The sequence below is a fragment of the Paenibacillus stellifer genome (genome assembly GCF_000758685.1).
GTDB classification, from domain to species: Bacteria; Bacillota; Bacilli; order Paenibacillales; family Paenibacillaceae; genus Paenibacillus_AQ; species Paenibacillus_AQ stellifer.
Window position 1 is genome coordinate 2,417,026 of the sequence record NZ_CP009286.1, and the last position, 17,322, is coordinate 2,434,347.

17 protein-coding genes are annotated in these 17,322 nt (G+C 54.8%); 13 read left to right on the forward strand and 4 right to left on the reverse strand.

The features are described from left to right. Positions 1-4 precede the first annotated feature (4 nt). The 12 genes from nifN to PSTEL_RS26215 all read left to right on the forward strand — a co-directional run bounded on the left by nifN (position 5) and on the right by PSTEL_RS26215 (position 11,342). A complete protein-coding gene (gene nifN / locus PSTEL_RS10905; protein ID WP_245625130.1) occupies positions 5-1,324 on the forward strand; it encodes a nitrogenase iron-molybdenum cofactor biosynthesis protein NifN in 1,320 nt (439 codons plus the stop codon). Beyond that, positions 1,321-1,701 carry a NifB/NifX family molybdenum-iron cluster-binding protein gene (locus PSTEL_RS10910; protein WP_038695265.1) on the forward strand — a complete coding sequence of 127 codons (381 nt, stop codon included), beginning with the start codon at positions 1,321-1,323 and terminating at the stop codon, positions 1,699-1,701. Before nifN ends, PSTEL_RS10910 begins: the two co-directional genes overlap by 4 nt. 423 nt (positions 1,702-2,124) lie before the next feature. Further along, on the forward strand, positions 2,125-2,952 hold the full coding sequence (gene nifH, locus PSTEL_RS10915; protein WP_038695267.1) for a nitrogenase iron protein: 828 nt from the start codon (positions 2,125-2,127) through the stop codon (positions 2,950-2,952). A gap of 29 nt (positions 2,953-2,981) precedes the next feature. Then, positions 2,982-4,547 (forward strand): nitrogenase iron-iron protein, alpha chain, encoded by a 1,566-nt coding sequence (anfD, locus tag PSTEL_RS10920; protein WP_038695269.1) that lies wholly within the window; start codon positions 2,982-2,984, stop codon positions 4,545-4,547. A gap of 16 nt (positions 4,548-4,563) precedes the next feature. Further along, the gene (anfG, locus tag PSTEL_RS10925) at positions 4,564-4,917 is read left to right on the forward strand and encodes a Fe-only nitrogenase subunit delta (RefSeq protein ID WP_245625131.1); all 354 of its coding nucleotides are present in this window, start codon (positions 4,564-4,566) and stop codon (positions 4,915-4,917) included. Positions 4,918-4,935: 18 nt separating this feature from the next. Then, a complete protein-coding gene (gene anfK, locus PSTEL_RS10930; RefSeq protein WP_038695271.1) occupies positions 4,936-6,321 on the forward strand; it encodes a Fe-only nitrogenase subunit beta in 1,386 nt (461 codons plus the stop codon). A 165-nt stretch (positions 6,322-6,486) separates the two neighbouring features. Beyond that, complete coding sequence (locus PSTEL_RS10935) at positions 6,487-6,948, forward strand: hypothetical protein (protein ID WP_038695273.1); 462 nt, start codon at positions 6,487-6,489, stop codon at positions 6,946-6,948. A 26-nt stretch (positions 6,949-6,974) separates the two neighbouring features. Continuing rightward, positions 6,975-7,706: a type 1 glutamine amidotransferase gene (locus PSTEL_RS10940; protein ID WP_052098364.1), complete on the forward strand. Its 732-nt coding sequence runs from the start codon at positions 6,975-6,977 to the stop codon at positions 7,704-7,706. Further along, positions 7,706-8,407: a pyridoxamine 5'-phosphate oxidase family protein gene (locus PSTEL_RS10945; protein WP_084064951.1), complete on the forward strand. Its 702-nt coding sequence runs from the start codon at positions 7,706-7,708 to the stop codon at positions 8,405-8,407. The genes PSTEL_RS10940 and PSTEL_RS10945 overlap by 1 nt, the downstream gene beginning before the upstream one ends. After that, positions 8,404-9,480, forward strand: a complete 1,077-nt coding sequence (locus PSTEL_RS26210) for a homocitrate synthase/isopropylmalate synthase family protein (RefSeq protein WP_052098365.1) — start codon at positions 8,404-8,406, stop codon at positions 9,478-9,480. Before PSTEL_RS10945 ends, PSTEL_RS26210 begins: the two co-directional genes overlap by 4 nt. Further along, positions 9,464-10,318: a beta/alpha barrel domain-containing protein gene (locus PSTEL_RS10955; protein ID WP_038695275.1), complete on the forward strand. Its 855-nt coding sequence runs from the start codon at positions 9,464-9,466 to the stop codon at positions 10,316-10,318. The genes PSTEL_RS26210 and PSTEL_RS10955 overlap by 17 nt, the downstream gene beginning before the upstream one ends. A gap of 313 nt (positions 10,319-10,631) precedes the next feature. Further along, positions 10,632-11,342, forward strand: coding sequence for a copper amine oxidase N-terminal domain-containing protein (locus PSTEL_RS26215; RefSeq protein ID WP_052098366.1), 711 nt, complete (start codon positions 10,632-10,634; stop codon positions 11,340-11,342). 38 nt (positions 11,343-11,380) lie between these two features. Here the strand turns inward: PSTEL_RS26215 and PSTEL_RS10965 are convergent, their stop codons facing one another. The 4 genes from PSTEL_RS10965 to PSTEL_RS10975 form a co-directional block, all read right to left on the reverse strand. Beyond that, positions 11,381-13,204, reverse strand: coding sequence for an ABC transporter ATP-binding protein (locus PSTEL_RS10965; protein ID WP_038695277.1), 1,824 nt, complete (start codon positions 13,202-13,204; stop codon positions 11,381-11,383). A gap of 66 nt (positions 13,205-13,270) precedes the next feature. Further along, complete coding sequence (locus PSTEL_RS10970) at positions 13,271-13,702, reverse strand: MarR family winged helix-turn-helix transcriptional regulator (RefSeq protein ID WP_038695279.1); 432 nt, start codon at positions 13,700-13,702, stop codon at positions 13,271-13,273. Positions 13,703-14,057: 355 nt separating this feature from the next. Next, a complete protein-coding gene (locus tag PSTEL_RS27615; RefSeq protein ID WP_156995848.1) occupies positions 14,058-14,321 on the reverse strand; it encodes a hypothetical protein in 264 nt (87 codons plus the stop codon). Beyond that, positions 14,291-15,916, reverse strand: coding sequence for an ArnT family glycosyltransferase (locus PSTEL_RS10975; RefSeq protein ID WP_052098367.1), 1,626 nt, complete (start codon positions 15,914-15,916; stop codon positions 14,291-14,293). Before PSTEL_RS10975 ends, PSTEL_RS27615 begins: the two co-directional genes overlap by 31 nt. Before the next feature lie 163 nt (positions 15,917-16,079). On the opposite strand from PSTEL_RS10975, the gene PSTEL_RS10980 reads away from it, so the two are divergent. Further along, positions 16,080-17,273, forward strand: coding sequence for an ArsR family transcriptional regulator (locus tag PSTEL_RS10980; protein ID WP_038700668.1), 1,194 nt, complete (start codon positions 16,080-16,082; stop codon positions 17,271-17,273). Positions 17,274-17,322: the final 49 nt, after the last annotated feature.

Consider the following 17,322-nt stretch of genomic DNA (forward strand, 5'->3'; position numbering starts at 1 on the left):
AGCGATGAGTTTAACCGGAGAAATGAATGTCAAACCGTTGTCTGTTAATCCTTTCCGTGTCAGTCAAGCCATCGGAGGCGTACTGGCACTGCAGGGATTTTTTCGTTCCCTGCCGATTCTGTACGGTGCTCACGGCTGTGTCGATGCCGTCGGCCAATTGATTTCTCAGCATTTCCGCGAGCCGGTCGCGCTGCAGAATGTGGCGATCCACGATTCCAATCTGATCTTTGGCGGAACGCAGAGCTCCCAGGAGGCGCTTGAGCTTGCGCTGAAGCAGTTCAAACCCGATCTGATTGCGCTTATCGGCACTTCGCTGACCGAAATGGTAGGCGAGGATCTGGAGAGCGATGTCAGACAATTTCTGAGCAGCGGGGGCGGTGATGCGGAGACGCTGGTGCTGTCCTTGCAGCTTCCCGATTATGAAGGATCGCTGGAGACCGGCTATGCCCGCATGACGGAGGCTGTAGTGGAGGCTGTCATCCGAAGAAGCGGCGGGGCAGCCCGCAAGAAACGCAGGAACCGCGTGAACCTGCTGCCGGGCCCGCATCTGACACCTGGCGATGTCATGGAGCTAAAGGAGATCATTTCCTCATTCGGGCTTGAAGTCCTGGCACTGCCTGATTTGTCGTCATCGCTTTGCGGTCACCTGCTCGTTGGAAGCACCGGCCTGTCAAGAGGGGGCATGCCGCTCGATTATCTGGACAAAATGCTTACTTCAAGCTGCACGATAGCGGTCGGAGGCAGTATGGAACGGGCGGGGCGCAAAATCGAGGCGGCTGCGGGCATTCCCTGCCATGTCTTTCCGGGTCTGACCGGGCTTGCAGCCTGTGACGAGTTCTTTGACTTCCTTCGCCGGCTTAGCCGGACTGAGGTTCAGGTCAAGCATCGGTGGCAGCGGCAGATTCTGCTCGACAGCATGCTGGATGCCCAGAGCGTCTTCCGTGGCAAGGAGATAATCGCGGCGCTGGAGCCGGATCACCTGCTGAGCTTGTCGGAATGGCTCGAGGAAGTCGGCATCCGGTCGTTCAGAGCGATATCACCGTGCACATCTCCCGTTCTTGCGAATTTTCGCGGGGAATGCCGCATCGGAGATCTGGAAGATATGGAAGAAATGGCATCATCCGGCGCGGATTTATGGATAGGCAGCTCTTACGGTGAACAAGGAGCGCAGCGCAGGGGCACGGCTTTTCTGCCTATGGGTTTCCCTGTGCTGGGCAGGCTGGGGACTCCGCTTGTAGTGAGCGTCGGATACGGAGGAACGACGGATCTGCTAGGCCGGATCGGGAATGCGCTGCTTCAGGCCGAGAGGAGGACAGGCGAATGAGGATTGCTTTCGCTTCAATTGACGGCAGGCATATCGACGGGCATTTCGGACTCTGCACGGCTTTTTCGATTTTTGAATTGAAAGGGGGCCGTTACCGGTGGCTGGAATCGCGATCGGTCGCCGAGCGGCAGGATGAGGCGGAGCATGACTGCCGGATGGAGACCAGAGTCCAGCTTATCGGCGATTGTACACTGCTATTCGTCTGCAGTATAGGAGGAGAAGCGGAGAAACGGCTTCGGCAGGAAGGGATCATGACGCTCAAGACGGAGAGTGAAGCCGAAATTATTCCCCAGTTGGACCGGCTGCTCAGTCTGATGAAAGGCGATGCTCCGCTATGGCTGCTTCAGGCCCTTCGCAGAGCGGATAAGAATAAGTGAGCAAGCTGCCTTATTTTTCAGGCATATTTACCCCGGATACCATCCGGCTCCCCTGGCAGGGAGTGAGGATGGTATCCGGTTTTTTTGTAGCAGGGGAAGAACGGAAAGTGCGGCTATATTTCCATCCTTTTCATGAAAGCGCTATGAAAGTGTCGAAAATCAAAATAACAAAAGTACATGTCATAAAACATAACATATATTTTGAATATCCTGTTTTGAGAGCGGTGATTTCGCTCGTTTTTATTGTCCGATATAGCCTCCAGGGGCTAACATAAGCGTAAGACATCAAACAAATAACAAGTCGAGTTACTAAAACTAACAAATGAACGGAGGGTTGGGAGAGGTTTCGCGAACACACGAAGACTAGGGAGAGAAACCGCAGTACCTGATTTCAAATTTAAAATTTGAGAGGAGTTATTTCAAATGACTAGAAAAATCGCGATTTACGGAAAAGGCGGTATCGGCAAATCCACGACTCAGCAAAATACGGCGGCGGCTATGGCTTATTATCACAACAAAAAAGTATTCATCCACGGTTGTGATCCGAAAGCCGACTCCACCCGCATGATTCTCGGCGGGATGAACCAAAAGACGCTGATGGATATGCTTCGCGACGACGGCGCCGAGAACATTACGACCGAGAAGGTTGTCAAGTCGGGCTACCTGGATATCCAATGTGTTGAATCCGGCGGACCGGAACCGGGCGTAGGCTGCGCAGGACGCGGCGTTATCACCGCGATCGACCTGATGGAAGCTAACGGGGCTTACACGGACGACCTCGACTTCGTATTCTTCGACGTTCTGGGTGACGTTGTATGCGGCGGGTTCGCAATGCCGATCCGCGACGGCAAGGCTCAGGAAGTATACATCGTTGCTTCGGGCGAAATGATGGCTATCTACGCAGCCAACAACATCTGTAAAGGCCTTGTGAAATACGCCAAGCAGAGCGGTGTTCGCCTCGGCGGCATTATCTGTAACAGCCGGAACGTGGATAAGGAAAGAGAATTCCTGGAGGAATTCACCTCTGCCATCGGCACTCAGATGATCCACTTTATGCCTCGTAACAACATCGTACAGAAGGCTGAATTCAACAAGAAGACAGTCGTAGAGTTCGATGCAGAGCATGAACAAGCTCATGAATACGGCGAGCTGGCCCGCAAAATCATCGAGAATGAAATGTTCGTTATTCCTAAGCCGCTCTCGATGGATCAACTGGAAGCAATGGTCTCCAAATACGGTATCGTCGACTAAGGCTAAACCAATAACAAGGAGGAGAGATTATGCCGCATCATCTTTTTGACTGCAGCACCTGCATTCCCGAAAGAGAGAAGCACGCCGTGCTCAAGGGTCCGGGCGAAGGCCTGACCGATGCCCTTCCGCTGGGGTATCTCAACACGATTCCCGGCACGATCTCGGAACGCGGCTGCGCCTATTGCGGAGCCAAGCACGTGATCGGCACGCCGATGAAGGACGTCATTCACATGAGCCACGGGCCAGTCGGGTGCACGTATGACACTTGGCAGACGAAGCGCTATATCAGTGACAATGACAATTTCCAGCTCAAGAACACCTTCGCGACGGACGTAAAGGAGAAGCATATCGTCTTCGGCGCGGAAGGACTGCTGAAGAAGAACATTATTGAAGCGTTCAAGGCATTCCCGGATATCAAACGCATGACTATCTACCAGACCTGCGCCACAGCGCTGATCGGTGACGATATCGGCGCTGTTGCCCAGGAAGTCATGGATGAAATGCCTGATGTGGACATCTTCGTCTGTAACTCCCCCGGCTTCGCTGGACCGAGCCAATCGGGCGGTCACCACAAGATCAATATTGCATGGGTTAATAACAAGGTTGGCACGGTGGAACCGGAAATTACCAGCGATTATGTGATCAACTATGTCGGTGAGTACAATATCCAGGGTGACCAGGAAGTTATGCAGGACTATTTTAAACGCATGGGCATTCAGGTCCTGTCCACCTTTACCGGCAATGGCTCATATGATGATCTTCGGGCAATGCACAGAGCCCATCTCAACGTTCTCGAATGCGCGCGTTCGGCTGAATATATTTGTAATGAGCTGCGCGTCAAATACGGCATTCCGCGTCTTGACATCGACGGATTCGGATTCGAGCCTCTATCCGCTTCCCTGCGAAAAATCGGCATCTTCTTCGGTATTGAAGACCGTGCGCAGGCGATTATCGACGAAGAGACGGCAAGATGGAAGCCAGAGCTTGACTGGTACAAGGAACGGCTGAAAGGCAAGAAAGTATGCCTGTGGCCGGGCGGCTCCAAGCTGTGGCACTGGGCGAACGTCATCCATGAGGAAATGGGTGTGGAAGTTGTCTCGGTGTACACGAAATTCGGCCATCAGGGCGACATGGAGAAAGGGATTGCCCGCTGCGAAGAGGGCGCGCTCGCGATCGACGATCCGAACGAACTGGAAGGTCTGGAGGCTATGGAAAAGCTGAAGCCGGATGTCATCTTCACAGGCAAGCGTCCGGGCGAAGTTGCCAAGAAGGTTCGCGTTCCTTACCTCAATGCACATGCGTATCATAACGGTCCTTACAAGGGATATGAAGGCTGGGTGCGGTTTGCCCGCGATATCTACAATGCCATTTATTCGCCGATCCATCAGCTGTCGGGCCTTGATATCAGCAAGGATGAAATTCCGACCGGCAACGGCTTCGCCACGCAAAAAATGGTCTCCGACGCAGGTCTTAGCGATGAAATCCGCAATTCCGAGACGATGAGAGAGTATACGGGCGGATTCGATTCGGTGTCCAAGCTGCGGAACAAGACATATCCGTACCTGGAGCAGCAGAAGTCTGCTGCCGGCGTGTAAGGGGAGGGAGAAGAACGTGGAAGAGCAAGTGCTGAATGAGCGCATCGCGCTGATGGAGGATTATATTCTGAAGAAATGTCTCTGGCAGTTCCATTCCCGCGCCTGGGACAGAGAACGGCAGAACGAGAATATTCTGGGTATGACCTCCAAGATTCTGTGCGGCGAGACCGTCGTCAGGGAAACGGCCGAGGACCGGTGCTATTATGCCGATGCAATCTGTCTGGCTGAAGCGTATCAACAACGCTTTGAATGGCTGAATGACATGAATGTGGCCGAAATCAAGGAGCTTATAGCTGCACTGAAGGAACGCATCGACTATGTGTGCATTACCGGTTCCCTGAACGAGGAACTGACAGTCAAACAATATTAATCGAGAGGGGCAACGCGGATGTCTTGCGATTTAAAACCAAAAGAGCGCGCCGGCGTCATCAATCCGATCTTCACCTGCCAGCCCGCGGGCGCGCAATTTGCCAGTATCGGCATCAAAGACTGTATTGGGATCGTGCACGGAGGACAAGGCTGCGTCATGTTCGTCCGGCTGTGGTTCTCCCAGCATTTCAAGGACAATTTCCTGATGGCTTCGTCCTCGGTGCATGAAGACGGCGCCGTGTTCGGCGCATTGGACCGGGTGGAGACAGCGGTTGACGTTCTGCTGATACGTTACCCGGATGTGAAGGTAGTACCGATCATTACCACCTGCTCGACCGAGGTTATCGGCGATGACGTGGACGGCGTCATTACGAAGCTGAACAACGGTCTCTTAAAGGAAAAGTATGCCGGACGCGAAGTGCATCTTGTCGCTATCCACACGCCGAGCTTCGTCGGCAGTCATGTAACCGGATATGATGTAGGTGTTGAAGCGTTCGTGCAGTATTTTGCCAAGAAGGGCGAGCCGAACGGCAAGCTGAATCTGATCACCGGCTGGGTCAATCCCGGCGACGTAACGGTTCTGAAAGGCCTGCTGTCCGCGATGGACATTGACGCAACCGTACTGTTCGAAATCGAGGAGTTCGATTCTCCGCTGATGCCTGACAAGAGCGGCGAGTCGCATGGCGCGACAACGATCGCGGATTTGCAGGGAACGGCTAACGCCATCGGCACGATCGCGCTGAACCGCTATGAAGGCGGCAGAGCGGCCAAGTATTTGCAGAACGAATTCGATCTGCCGACGATCATCGGCCCGACGCCGATCGGCATCCGCAATACAGATACGTTCCTGCAGAATCTGAAGTCGATGACTGGCAAGCCGATTCCGCAGTCGCTCGTCAAGGAGCGCGGGATTGCGATTGACGCGATCACCGACGTGACGCATATGTTCCTCGCGGATAAGAAAGTAGCGATCTACGGGCATCCGGATCTTGTAATCGGACTGGCTGAATTTTGTCTGGATCTTGAGATGAAACCCGTTCTGCTGCTGCTCGGCGACGATCATTCGGGCTACAAAACCGATCCACGGATCAAGGCGCTTCAGGAAAATGTCGATTTCGACATGGAAATTATCATGAACGCGGACTTGATGGACCTGGAAAGCCGTCTGAAGGATGGTCTGGAGCTGGATCTCATTCTCGGCCATTCCAAGGGCCGGTTCATCTCGATCGACTACAATGTCCCAATGGTTCGCGTCGGATTCCCGACCTATGACCGCGCAGGACTGTATCGTCACCCGGTTGTTGGCTATAAAGGCGCAATCTGGCTCGCCGAGGAAATGGCGAACACATTCTTCACTGATATGGAATACAAGAAGAACAAGGAATGGCTGCTGAACGTCTGGTAAGCCGGACAGAGGAATGAAGATTCAGAAGGGCGACAGATGCAAGGTGCGCCTATAGGTAGGAATGTTTCTTATAACAGCCGGTTTCCCGCTTGCGGGTCACCGGCAACTCCCGTTAGGCGTGCAGCGCTGCCGTGTGCATGATCAAACTGAAGGAGGCTGACAGGAATGGGGATCAACATGAACCCGCTCGATCAGGAGACGTTTGAGGATAATTACCGGGCTGCGTTATCCTATCATAGCAGAGCGGAGCAGTTCAAGAGCCAGGATCAGCGTTACAGTCTCGTATTCAATGTGGCCTGCGTGGCGCTGGAGCGCTATCTCGTCGCCATGTGTTACTTGTATGACGCGCCTCCGCTCAACCACAATTATATCTGTCTCATGAATGCGGCGGAGACGGTGGTTTCGTTCCCTGCGGAGCTGTCCAAGGAGATTCGCTCGCTTGATTTTATATTCGGTATTTGTTCGCTGGATGACTATTTCCACGGAACACCGGAGCCGCAGGATGCGGACCGGGTACTTGGGATGTGCGAAGCGGTCCGGGATTTGTTCGATCCGGTCACGGTCGCCGAAGCCCTGGCTGAATCCGCCAAGTTGCATGCTAAGGACAGCCAGCGGGAAGTGGGCTGAAGAGAAACCACCGGAGGAGGAAGAACGTGCGTCTTCATTATTTGCAGCATATTGAGCTGGAACATCCCGGCAGCATTCTGGAGTGGGCCCGTTCGCGGGAATTCGAGATCACCCGGACCCGGTTTTTTGCAGGGGATTCCTTGCCCGGACCGGAGGATTTCGATTGGCTGGTTATCATGGGCGGACCCATGAATATTTACGAGGAAGAAGAATATCCCTGGCTCATTTCGGAGAAGAAGCTGATCCGCAGCGCTATCGAGAACGGCAAAACCGTGCTGGGCCTCTGCCTCGGCGCCCAGTTGATCTCCGATGTCATCGGCGGCAAGGTTACGAAGGAGCCGCAGCCGGAGATTGGCTGGCACACGGTTCGCTGGAATGAACGGGCGCAGCTGCATCCGTTTTTTTCGTTCTTCCCGCAGGAGTCCACGGTATTTCAATGGCATTACGATACCTTCAGCATTCTGCCTGACGAGGCAGTTGTGCTGGCGGACAGCCCGGTCTGCTCCCATCAGGCCTTCCTGTACGGAGAGCGCGTGATCGGGCTTCAGTTCCATCTGGAGAACACGCTGGAGCTTGTGGAAGGTTATATCCGGGAATCCGGGCATGAAATGCAGCCCGCCGCCTATGTTCAGACGCCGGAGCAGGTGCTTGGCGGGGCTCCCGAGCATCTGAAGCGGAACAACGCGTGGATGGCGGAGCTGCTGGCAAGGCTGGAAGCGAGCGACCCCAATGCACAGGAAAGAAAGGTGATCATCTGATGGAGGAAGTCAGCTATACAGCTAGGGACCTGAGGGACCAGGAGCAGATCGGAGAATTCCTGTCGGGGTCCCGGGTCGGCGTCGTCGGCATCAGTGGCGACCAATATCCGTATGCGGTACCGGTCAATTATGTATGGCATGACGGGGCGGTCTATTTTCACGGGATGGGCTCGGGCAAGAAGCTGCGTCTCTTGAAGGACAACCCGAATGTCAGCTTCACCGTCTTCCGCGAGAATGGCACGATCTCCGATTCTGTTCCCTGCAAGGCGGATACCTCCTACAAGAGTGTTATGATCTTCGGACAGGCGGAGAAGGTTGAGGATGTTGGTGAAGCAACCGGCGTGCTGCAGGCGATTCTGGACAAGTTCACGCCGGGCTTCTACAAGCGGGCGATTTCCGAGACCGTGGTGGAGAAGTACCGTTCCGCGATGGACGGCAATGCCGTGGCTGTCATTAAGATCACGCCGGTTCATATTACGGCGAAGGCGAATGACGCCGTTCCGGATTTTCCGGCTGGCCATGGGCATCCCGGACACCCTGGGGCAGCGGCCCATCCCGGCCATCCGGGCGGAATGGGCCACCACGGACACCCGGGAGCAGCCGGTCATCCGGGCGTTGCGGGGCATCCCGGTCATATGGGGGCGTCGGGGCATCCCGGAGGAGCAGGCCACCCCGGGCCGCGGGATGACAATGACCAATGATCGAGCTTATCGACTACACCCTCGATGAGGCGCTCCGCCGGTCTGTGCCGCTGGATGGAGTATACGACATCATGTCGATGCTGCGCAAGTACGGAATCACTCTGTTCGATGTCTACCTTCGGCATGTTCATGCCTACAGAAGCGCCATCCTGAGCGATGAGCTGCCATCCTCCGTCCGCTGCCGCGTTCGTCCCGCAAGCGATGATCTCGCGCTGGCCCGGGCGATGGGCTTCACCAAGGTTGCCGTGCTGTGGAGCCACTCCCTGAACCGGACTTCGATGTTCAAGCTGGAGGCCGCTCTCGAGGCGGCGCGGGATTTCGCGACAGAGATCTATCTGGTTGTTGAAGATGCTGCGCCGGGCCGAAGCGGATGCTTCGACCTCTACTGGCCGCTTATCCAGCGGTATGGGGTGGTCCGGCTTGTGTATTGCGACAGCCGAAGCCGCCTCGACCCGCTGATTGCCAGAAGCCGTATGAACGAGCTGGTCAAGTCAGCCATCTGTCCGGTTGAGTTCAGCGGGGGCAATCTGCTCGGTCTCGCAACCGCCAATTCTCTGGCCGCTCTGAAGGCGGGGATCACGCAACTCGGCGTTTCCGTTGCCGGTGTCGGGCCGAAAGGCCGGGCGGCGATGGAGGAGGTGCTGATGGTGCTCAAGACGCTGTGGCGGCAGCCGCTGCCGGTTCCAACCGAGTCGCTGGCGGCCGATTGCGCGGCCGTATTGGCAGCCATGAACATCCCGCTAGCGGAGGATAAGGCGGTGATCGGGCCGCAGGTATTCGCTCATGAATCCGGTATTCATGTGGACGGGATTTCCAAGCATCCCGGATTGTATGAAGCTCTGTCTCCCCATGAGGTTGGACTTGAACGCAAGCTGGTCATCGGCAAGCATTCGGGAACGGCCTCCCTCCGGCTGAAATTCAAGGAGTGGAATCAGCCGCTTCCTTCGGAGGAAGCTTCGCTGCTGCTGACGAAGGTCAGGGAACGGGCAGCGGTTCGCAAACGGTCGGTCAATGATCTTGAATTGATGGAGCTATATCGGGAGGTGCGCGGAGAGGATGGAGAGAGGCGTTAGGCCGGAGATCGTGGACACCACGCTGCGCGACGGGGAACAGAAGGCCGGTGTCGTCTTCTCGCCGGAGGAACGGCTCTGGATTGCTTCCGGACTAAGCCGGGCGGGTATCCGCTGGATCGAAGCCGGGATTCCGGCAATGGGCAATGAGGAGCGGGAGACGCTGAGAGCGATGATGGAGCTTCGCCTGGACGCTGAATTGATCGCCTGGAACCGGGCGGAGCGAAGCGATATTCAGGCATCGGCCGACTGCGGCTTCACCTATGTCCATATGTCGCTGCCGGTCTCGGACCTGCATATCGAGCATAAGCTTCGCAAGAGCAGGGAGTGGGTCCTGGAGCGGCTCAAAGATATGCTGGATTTCACCCGCAGCCTGGGCTGCATTCCCTTCGTTGGGGCGGAGGACGCCTCGCGCGCCGATCCGGAATTTCTGCTGCGCTATGCGGAAGCGGCGGCAGCCGGAGGGGCGGAGCGGCTGAGATTCGCCGATACGGTCGGCTGCCTCGACCCGTTCGAAACTTTCCGGGCTGTCCGGTATTTGACGGACCGGTCGATTCTTCCCGTGGAATTTCACGGCCATAATGACTTCGGGCTCGCCGCGGCCAACACGCTGTCCGCCTTTCAGGCTGGCGCGGCACTGGCGAGCGTCACCGTTTCGGGCATCGGAGAGAGGGCGGGAAATGCCGCTCTGGAGGAGGTTGCATCCGCTGTCCGGACCCTTTTCCAGCTTGACACAGGGGTTAAACTGAGCGAGCTGCCCGCACTGTCGGATTTGGTAGCCAGGGCGAGCGGAAGACAGGCGGCTTACGGCCGCTCTGTGTTGGGCGCCATTAATCAGTAAACTGTGTGCCATTAATCAGTAAACTGTGTGCCATCAATCAGTAAATGGGATAGAAAGTCAAGCTCAACCAACAGCATATGGGAGCAGATTAGGCTCCGGCTTGAACCTTTGGCGTGCCAAAGGTTTTTTGCCGTTTGGTTCATAATCGTATCTTGGTGTGGTGTACGTATTCCCCGGGATTGACGGGTTTGACGGACATCCACTAAATGCTTCAGTCCCGGGACTAGATTCCCCCGGTTGTTTTTTTGGCAACTAAGCCGTAACTTTTCCATATTTTGCTGCGTCAGCAGCACCGAGGACTTACCCCGTTCTCTTGAAAATCAACGATTACTATGTGCTGTATACGGCGCCCAAGGCTCCTTATGTGGACAGCCGGGGGCGGATCATGATTCCGCTTCGTTCTGTCAGCCAGCTGTTGGGCGCCAAGGTTGAGTATGACGCGAATGCCAAGTCGGCAGTTATAAGCATGAACGATCGAACCGTTCAATTCCAAACGGGCTCCAGAACGGTAATGACGAACGGCTCTGCAGTTGAAATGGACACGGCTCCCGTCCTCGTTCACAACTCCCTGTATATACCAGTTAGCGTGCTGGCGGGCCAATTGGGCGTTCACGGCAATTATGATGCGGAGAATCATCTGTATAAGCTCACAGGCGACGATCTGATGCAGACGGATATCATTAAATTAACGCTGGAGGATCTTGAACACGGAGCATGGACGATGCCGCCTAGGCCGATTGTGAGCAACAACGCCTTCATGCCCGTATCCTACACCTATGATGCTGCGAACAAAAGCTTCGCCGTCCGGGCGAAGAACATCACCGGAGCCGATGTCCCTGAGGGAGCGGCGGATGTGGCCCTCTATGTGCTGACGAAAGACTCGGTTCAGTTCCCGAAACCCAGACGGATGAGACCAGCGGTCAGCAAAGATGGATTCATCGTGGAAAAAGCCGTTAGCGGCTCTCTCAACGAGGTGGAACTGGTGCTTGTCAAAGGGAGATTGCTACAAGCCGGAAACTCCTGATCTTTTTGTTCATAAAAGCCTCGGAGAGGGGGAGTGCATCATGTTGGGGAGCCTTCCTCCTCTTTGGCATGCGTGCGCTGCACCGCCTGTCGGCCGAACTGCTTGTCGTACAGGTCTTTGTATACCCCATTCTGAGTAAGCAGCTCTTCATGGCGGCCTTGCTCGGCGATTTGTCCGTCCTTGACAACGAGGATGCGGTCCGCCGACATAATTGTGGAGAGCCGGTGGGCGATTACAATGCTCGTCTTGTCCTGAAGGAGCACATTCATGGCCTGCTGGACAAAAAACTCCGAAGCGGTATCCAGCGATGAGGTTGCCTCATCCAGGATGATAACCGGCGGATTCTTCAGCAGCACCCGGGCGATGGAAATCCGCTGCTTCTCTCCTCCCGACAGCTTGATGCCCCGGTTCCCGACAACGGTCTCATAGCCTTCCGGCAACCCCATAATGAATTCATGAATATAGGCCGCCTGGCAAGCCCGGATTAAATCCTCTTCGGAGGCATCTTCAGAGGCGTACATGAGATTTTCCCGGATCGTACCGTTGAACAGATAGGTGTCCTGAGTGACCAGCCCGATGCCGGACCGCAGAGAGTGCAGGGTTAGGTTACGAATATCCTTGCCGCCGATCGTAATTTGCCCTGAATCCGCGTCATAGAGGCGGGGAATCAGATTCGTGATCGTCGTCTTGCCAGCGCCGCTGGGACCGACAAGGGCAGTCATTGTTCCGGGCTCTGCCTTGAACGATATCCCCTGAAGCGCCGGTTTGTCAGGCTGGTAGGAGAAGCCGACATTCCGGAATTCGATACTTCCTCCCGCAAGCGTCCCGGAGACCGCATCCGGCGCGTCGGCGATCTTGGGTTCCATATCGAAATAATCAAAAATGCGCTGAAACAGAGCGACAGAGCGCTTGATATCGACGTACAGATTCGTCAGCTGGCCCACCGGCGCATACAGCCGGCCCAGCAGCGCGACAAAGGCGATAATAGCCCCGACCGAAATGTCACCCTGAATAAAAAGGTAACCTCCGTACAGATAAATCAGCATCGGACCGATGGAGGCGAAGGTGCTCACCAGCATCATGAACCAGCGTCCGGCCATCGACTCGCGGATCTGCAGCGCCGTTGTCTCCGCATTGGCGGTCATGAAGCGGGAGCGTTCGCGGCCCTCGCGGGTGAACAGCTTCATCAGCATGTAGCCGCTCAGGGATAGCGTTTCTTCGATGATGTGGTTCTGGTCCGAGATTTTTTCCTGGGTTTCCTTCGCGATCTTCCAGCGAACACTGCCCATTTTGCGAGTAGGGGCCACGAACAGGGGAACGACGAACAGGCTCACAAGAGCGAGCTTCCAGTTCATCCAGAACAGGGTTCCGGCTGTTGTAACCAGCATCAGCAGATTGCTTGCAAAATTCACAATCGTCCCGCTGAATACGCCCTGAATTCCCGAAATATCGCTTGTCATCCGGGTGATGACCTCGCCCTGTTTCACCGACGTATAGAATTGCAGCGGCATGCTCTGAAGATGGCGGTACATCTGATTTTTCATATCATAGACGATGCTCTGCGAAATGTAGGCATTAAGGTAGTTCTGCAGCACTCCCAATAAGCCCGAGGCGACTGTGGCGCCCAGAGAGGCTCCGACCAGATAGACCAGCAGCCGCAGATTTTTCTCCGGCAGGGCATGGTCGACAATCCGCTGAATCAGCAGCGGCGGCAGCAGGCCGAGCACCGATGTCGCCGACAGAACGGCCAGCACAGCAAGCGCCTGCTTCCAGTAGGGGAGAAAATAGCCCGCGATTCTTCCCAGCATCGCCCTGGATAAATCAGGCTTGCCGAGGGAATCGTCGAACTTCATTTTTCCCATGGAGGGTCCTCCGATTCTTGACATGATGGATCACCAGCTTTACAGGATTAGTCTTTGGAATTTCATTTACAGCTTCTGAAGCAATTTCTTGTGCATGGCAAGCAGCAGCTCCACTTCTTCGTGTGAAAAAGCATCTAGCGCCGCGTCCAGCGCCCGATGCGCCAAATCTTCCTGCTCGTACCGTTCGGACAAGGCTGCTCCTTCCGCGGTTGCGGTAAGCAGCGTCTCCCGGCGGTCCTGGGGAGAAGGCTCGCGCAGCGCCAACCCCTGCTCGACCAGGGCATCGATATGCAGGCTGACCCGGCTCTTGGGCACCCGCAGCCGTTCGGTCACTTCCTTCTGCGTCAGGCCCGGACGCTTCACGATATGCCGGAGAATATCGAGCTGATGGACGGTCAGGCCGACTTCAGCAGCGCTCTGGTGGGCGAGCCGCTTGAGCTGGCGGGCTACGGAGAAGAAGGAGTCGTAGACGCTTGTCGTTTGGCGGGCATTATTCATAGCATTCACCTCAGAAATAGTTGTCAATCGAAACAGTTGTTTTTATAAACAGTAACCTTTATGAACAGTTTACAATAGAAACTATATGGATGCAAACGGGAGCTTCAGAAATAATGCGAAGCTAAGACTGTCACAGTAAAAAACACAAAAAGAAGCTCATCCCAAAATGAGACAGTCATCGGGAGGAGCTTCTTTCTTGGAAAACGTACATTTCTTGCGGTCAGGCCGATCATTGAATAGCGGTTATTGCCTGCTGGTGTTCGGACCTGCGCCGCTGCGCATTCCTGTCGCTTTGCTGTTATCACTGCATCGTTGTTTCCTGCGTCACTGTCCTGTGCCACTGCTTCCAGCGCCGTTAGTTCCTGCCCCCGGGGCTTCCAGTGCCATTATTTCCAGCGCCGTTGTCTCTTGTCCCATTGCCTCTTGTACCGTTACCCCATGTGCCATTATCCATTCCGGGACTGCGCCCTCCGCGATCCATGCCTCCACCGCCGTTCATCCGGTTTTGGCTGGAATCGGACCTCGTAATCTGCTGCGCCGTAATCGCGGTACAAGAAGTCAGCAGCAGCGTACTGGCAGCGAGCATAATCAGGAGGAGCTTGCGGATTTTTGATCGCATAATGCTGCCACCTCGCTTCCTTGGACCGGCCGGAACAGGGGAATATACTTGGTCAGCCATGCGTTATAGAAGTCCTTGAATCCCATGCACGATAGAACGATGAACAGCGGATATACCGGGTAGATGTACCGGGCTTTAATCTCCCAGAGCATATAAAAACCGATAAAACCGAGAATTACCAGAACCAGAAAGATCTCGCCGAATCTCCGGTGTCTGATCCCGCCGATCAGCCGGACAAGCGTGAACACATACATCAGCAGGTTCATGACATAGACGATCCACAGCAGACCTGACCGGTAGGCAGAGTCGCTGGTGAAGCTCTCCGTCACAGCGGTGGAGTAGCTGTAGCTGCCCATCAGAAATCCCCGGTTCATTCCCCCGCTGCCGGCGGAACCTTGATTGCCGATGCCGTATCTGTCGAGCTGGTAGGTTCCTTCCGTCCAGGTCCAGACGGTCTTTTTGTAATACATTTTCACAATGTCGGAAAAAGAGGCTTCAGCCAGCTTGTTTTGAATGGATTCTTTGAATAAGACCGTGCTTTCTTCCTTATTGTAATTGGCGTCATTCTGGTAAATGCGGTAGCTCTCCCTGTTGTCCCAGAAGCCCCAAGTATCCAGATTGAACCCCATGTTCAGCCACATATAGACGGGAGCGGAATTCTCGTCTACAGGTTCGTCCACGATGCCGGATGCCTGCAATACTGCATTTTGCGTCCAGTTCGGAATGTTGAAGGCCAGACCCAGAATGCAAATGGCGAGAATGCCTTTTTTTACCCCGATGGACTTTAGTGACAGAAGAAGATAGATGCACGCGGCAATGAGCACAAGCGCGCCAATGCTTCGGAAATAATTGCCGATCGCCAGCAGAATCGCTGACAGCACCGCATATTTGATGGATGGGCGCTTGACGAACCTGATGCACGTATAGATGGCAGCGGTAAGAAACGCTGTTGCAATCACATCATTATAAATGAGATTGTTCATGAACAATGACGGGATAAACGCGGCTGCGGCGATCAGGACTCCATATGCTTTGTCTTCGGACTTGCCGTTCAACTCTCTGTACATCAAATAAATCATCAGCGTCGTTGCCAGCGTGAACAGGATGTTGAACGTCTTGATCACGAGATAGTTGTCCGGAAAAATGGCGAGCAAAGCCTTCAGGTATAGCACGATCGAGAAATTGAAAGGGAACATGTACAGATACCCGCCGGATTGAAAGGATGAATAATCCTTGTCGTACAACATATCCAGCGCAAGCTGCAGCACCGTTTCGGAGTCGTCGGTAGGCACTCTCGGGAACAGAAAGACAATCGCGATTTGCACGGCGAAAGAGATCAGCAGCGTAACTGGAATCACGACTCTCATTCGGTATTTGTTCAGCCTTAACGAGAGGCGGTAGAGAGCAATGCCGGATATGAGAAGCAGGATGACAAGCAGAATAAGGATTCCGGGCTTCTGGGATTCCAGTATCGGTGTATCGTCGTACACTCCATAGTTATACTTCGCTCTTATGAACATTGAGGATACAATGAAGAGCCCCATGAACAGGGCAAGCAGCAGATACAAGGCTTTGGCTGTCAGTCGTTGCAGCATAGAATACTCCTTATCTCTCCGTTTTACTTTATGGTAGTTAAGGAAGTTGAATGCTAGCTGAAAAAACAAGACGGTGACGGAGCTCTCTCCATCGTTTCCACATATTTAAAGGATATATTAAAAGCATGGAAGCCAACCTGACGGAACAGGAGGATGTCAACTCATGAAAAAACAATGGAAGCTGGGAGCTGCCGTTCTGCTGCTGGCCGCCGCGCTGGCAGGATGCACTTCGGGCGGCAAGTCGGACAAGGCCGCAGAGAACGGAAATGCGAACAACTCAGACATTTCAGCGCCTTGGATCGGTACTAAAAATACCACACGGATTAACACAAGTGATCCGGTGGAAGCGGCGGTCCTCGTATCGCAGACGCTGTGGACGGCGCAGTCCGAGGGCAGCCGCCCTTCATCCGTCGTCGTGACGGATGTGAACAATTGGCAGATCGCTGCGGCCGCAACCGATCTGATCCATCATCCGAGCAATGGCCCGGTACTCTACATTGACAAGGACAACGTACCGCAGGCGACGCTGGATGAACTGAAACGGCTGAATCCGAAAGGAGCCGATTCGAACGGCGGTATTCAACTGGTCATTGTAGGGCCGGTGTCGGACAACGCCAGGAAACAGCTTGACGGGCTCAAGCTGAAGACCGATCAAATCGAAGGCGATGACCCGGCTGCAGTAGCAGCCGCGATTGATGCGTATTATGCCAAAGTTGCGGGAGAACTGCCAATGGGAGTCATCGTCGGCTCGTCAGACAGCCCGGAATACACGCTGCCGGCAGTGAACTGGATCGCGCATATGCCTGAGCCGCTGCTGTATGTAAGCAAGGACAAGGTTCCGGATGCCACAGCCAAGGCGCTGGAGCAGCGCTCCGGCAAGGCTTCGATTTATATACTCGGACCTGAGTCCGCCGTATCTGCTGACGTGGAGAAATGGCTTCAAGCCTACGGAACCGTAACCCGGATCGAGGGTAGTGATCCTTATGATAATGCGATTGCTTTTGCCAAGTTCAAGGATTCGTCGAACGGTTTCGGCTGGGGCATCACAACACCTGGCCATAACGTATCCTTCGTTACTACCGATTCCCCGGCGCTGGCAATCGCCGCCGCTCCGTTCAGCCATCTCGGCAAGCATGCGCCGCTTCTGTTCACCCAGAACTCCGGCATGCCGGATTCCGTCATGAGTTACCTGATGGAGCTGATGCCGAAATATAAGGATTCACCGGCGGAGGGACCGTACAATCACGCCTGGATAACCGGCAGCGAGGACTCCATCACCGCCAAGGCCCAGTCCGAAATCGACGACATGCTGGAGATTTCACCGGCGGACGGCGGGAACCCGCACTCCGGGCATTAGCCGGGGAACTGTTGTTTTCACTCTTGCGATGTACCTGAAAGGAGGCGAT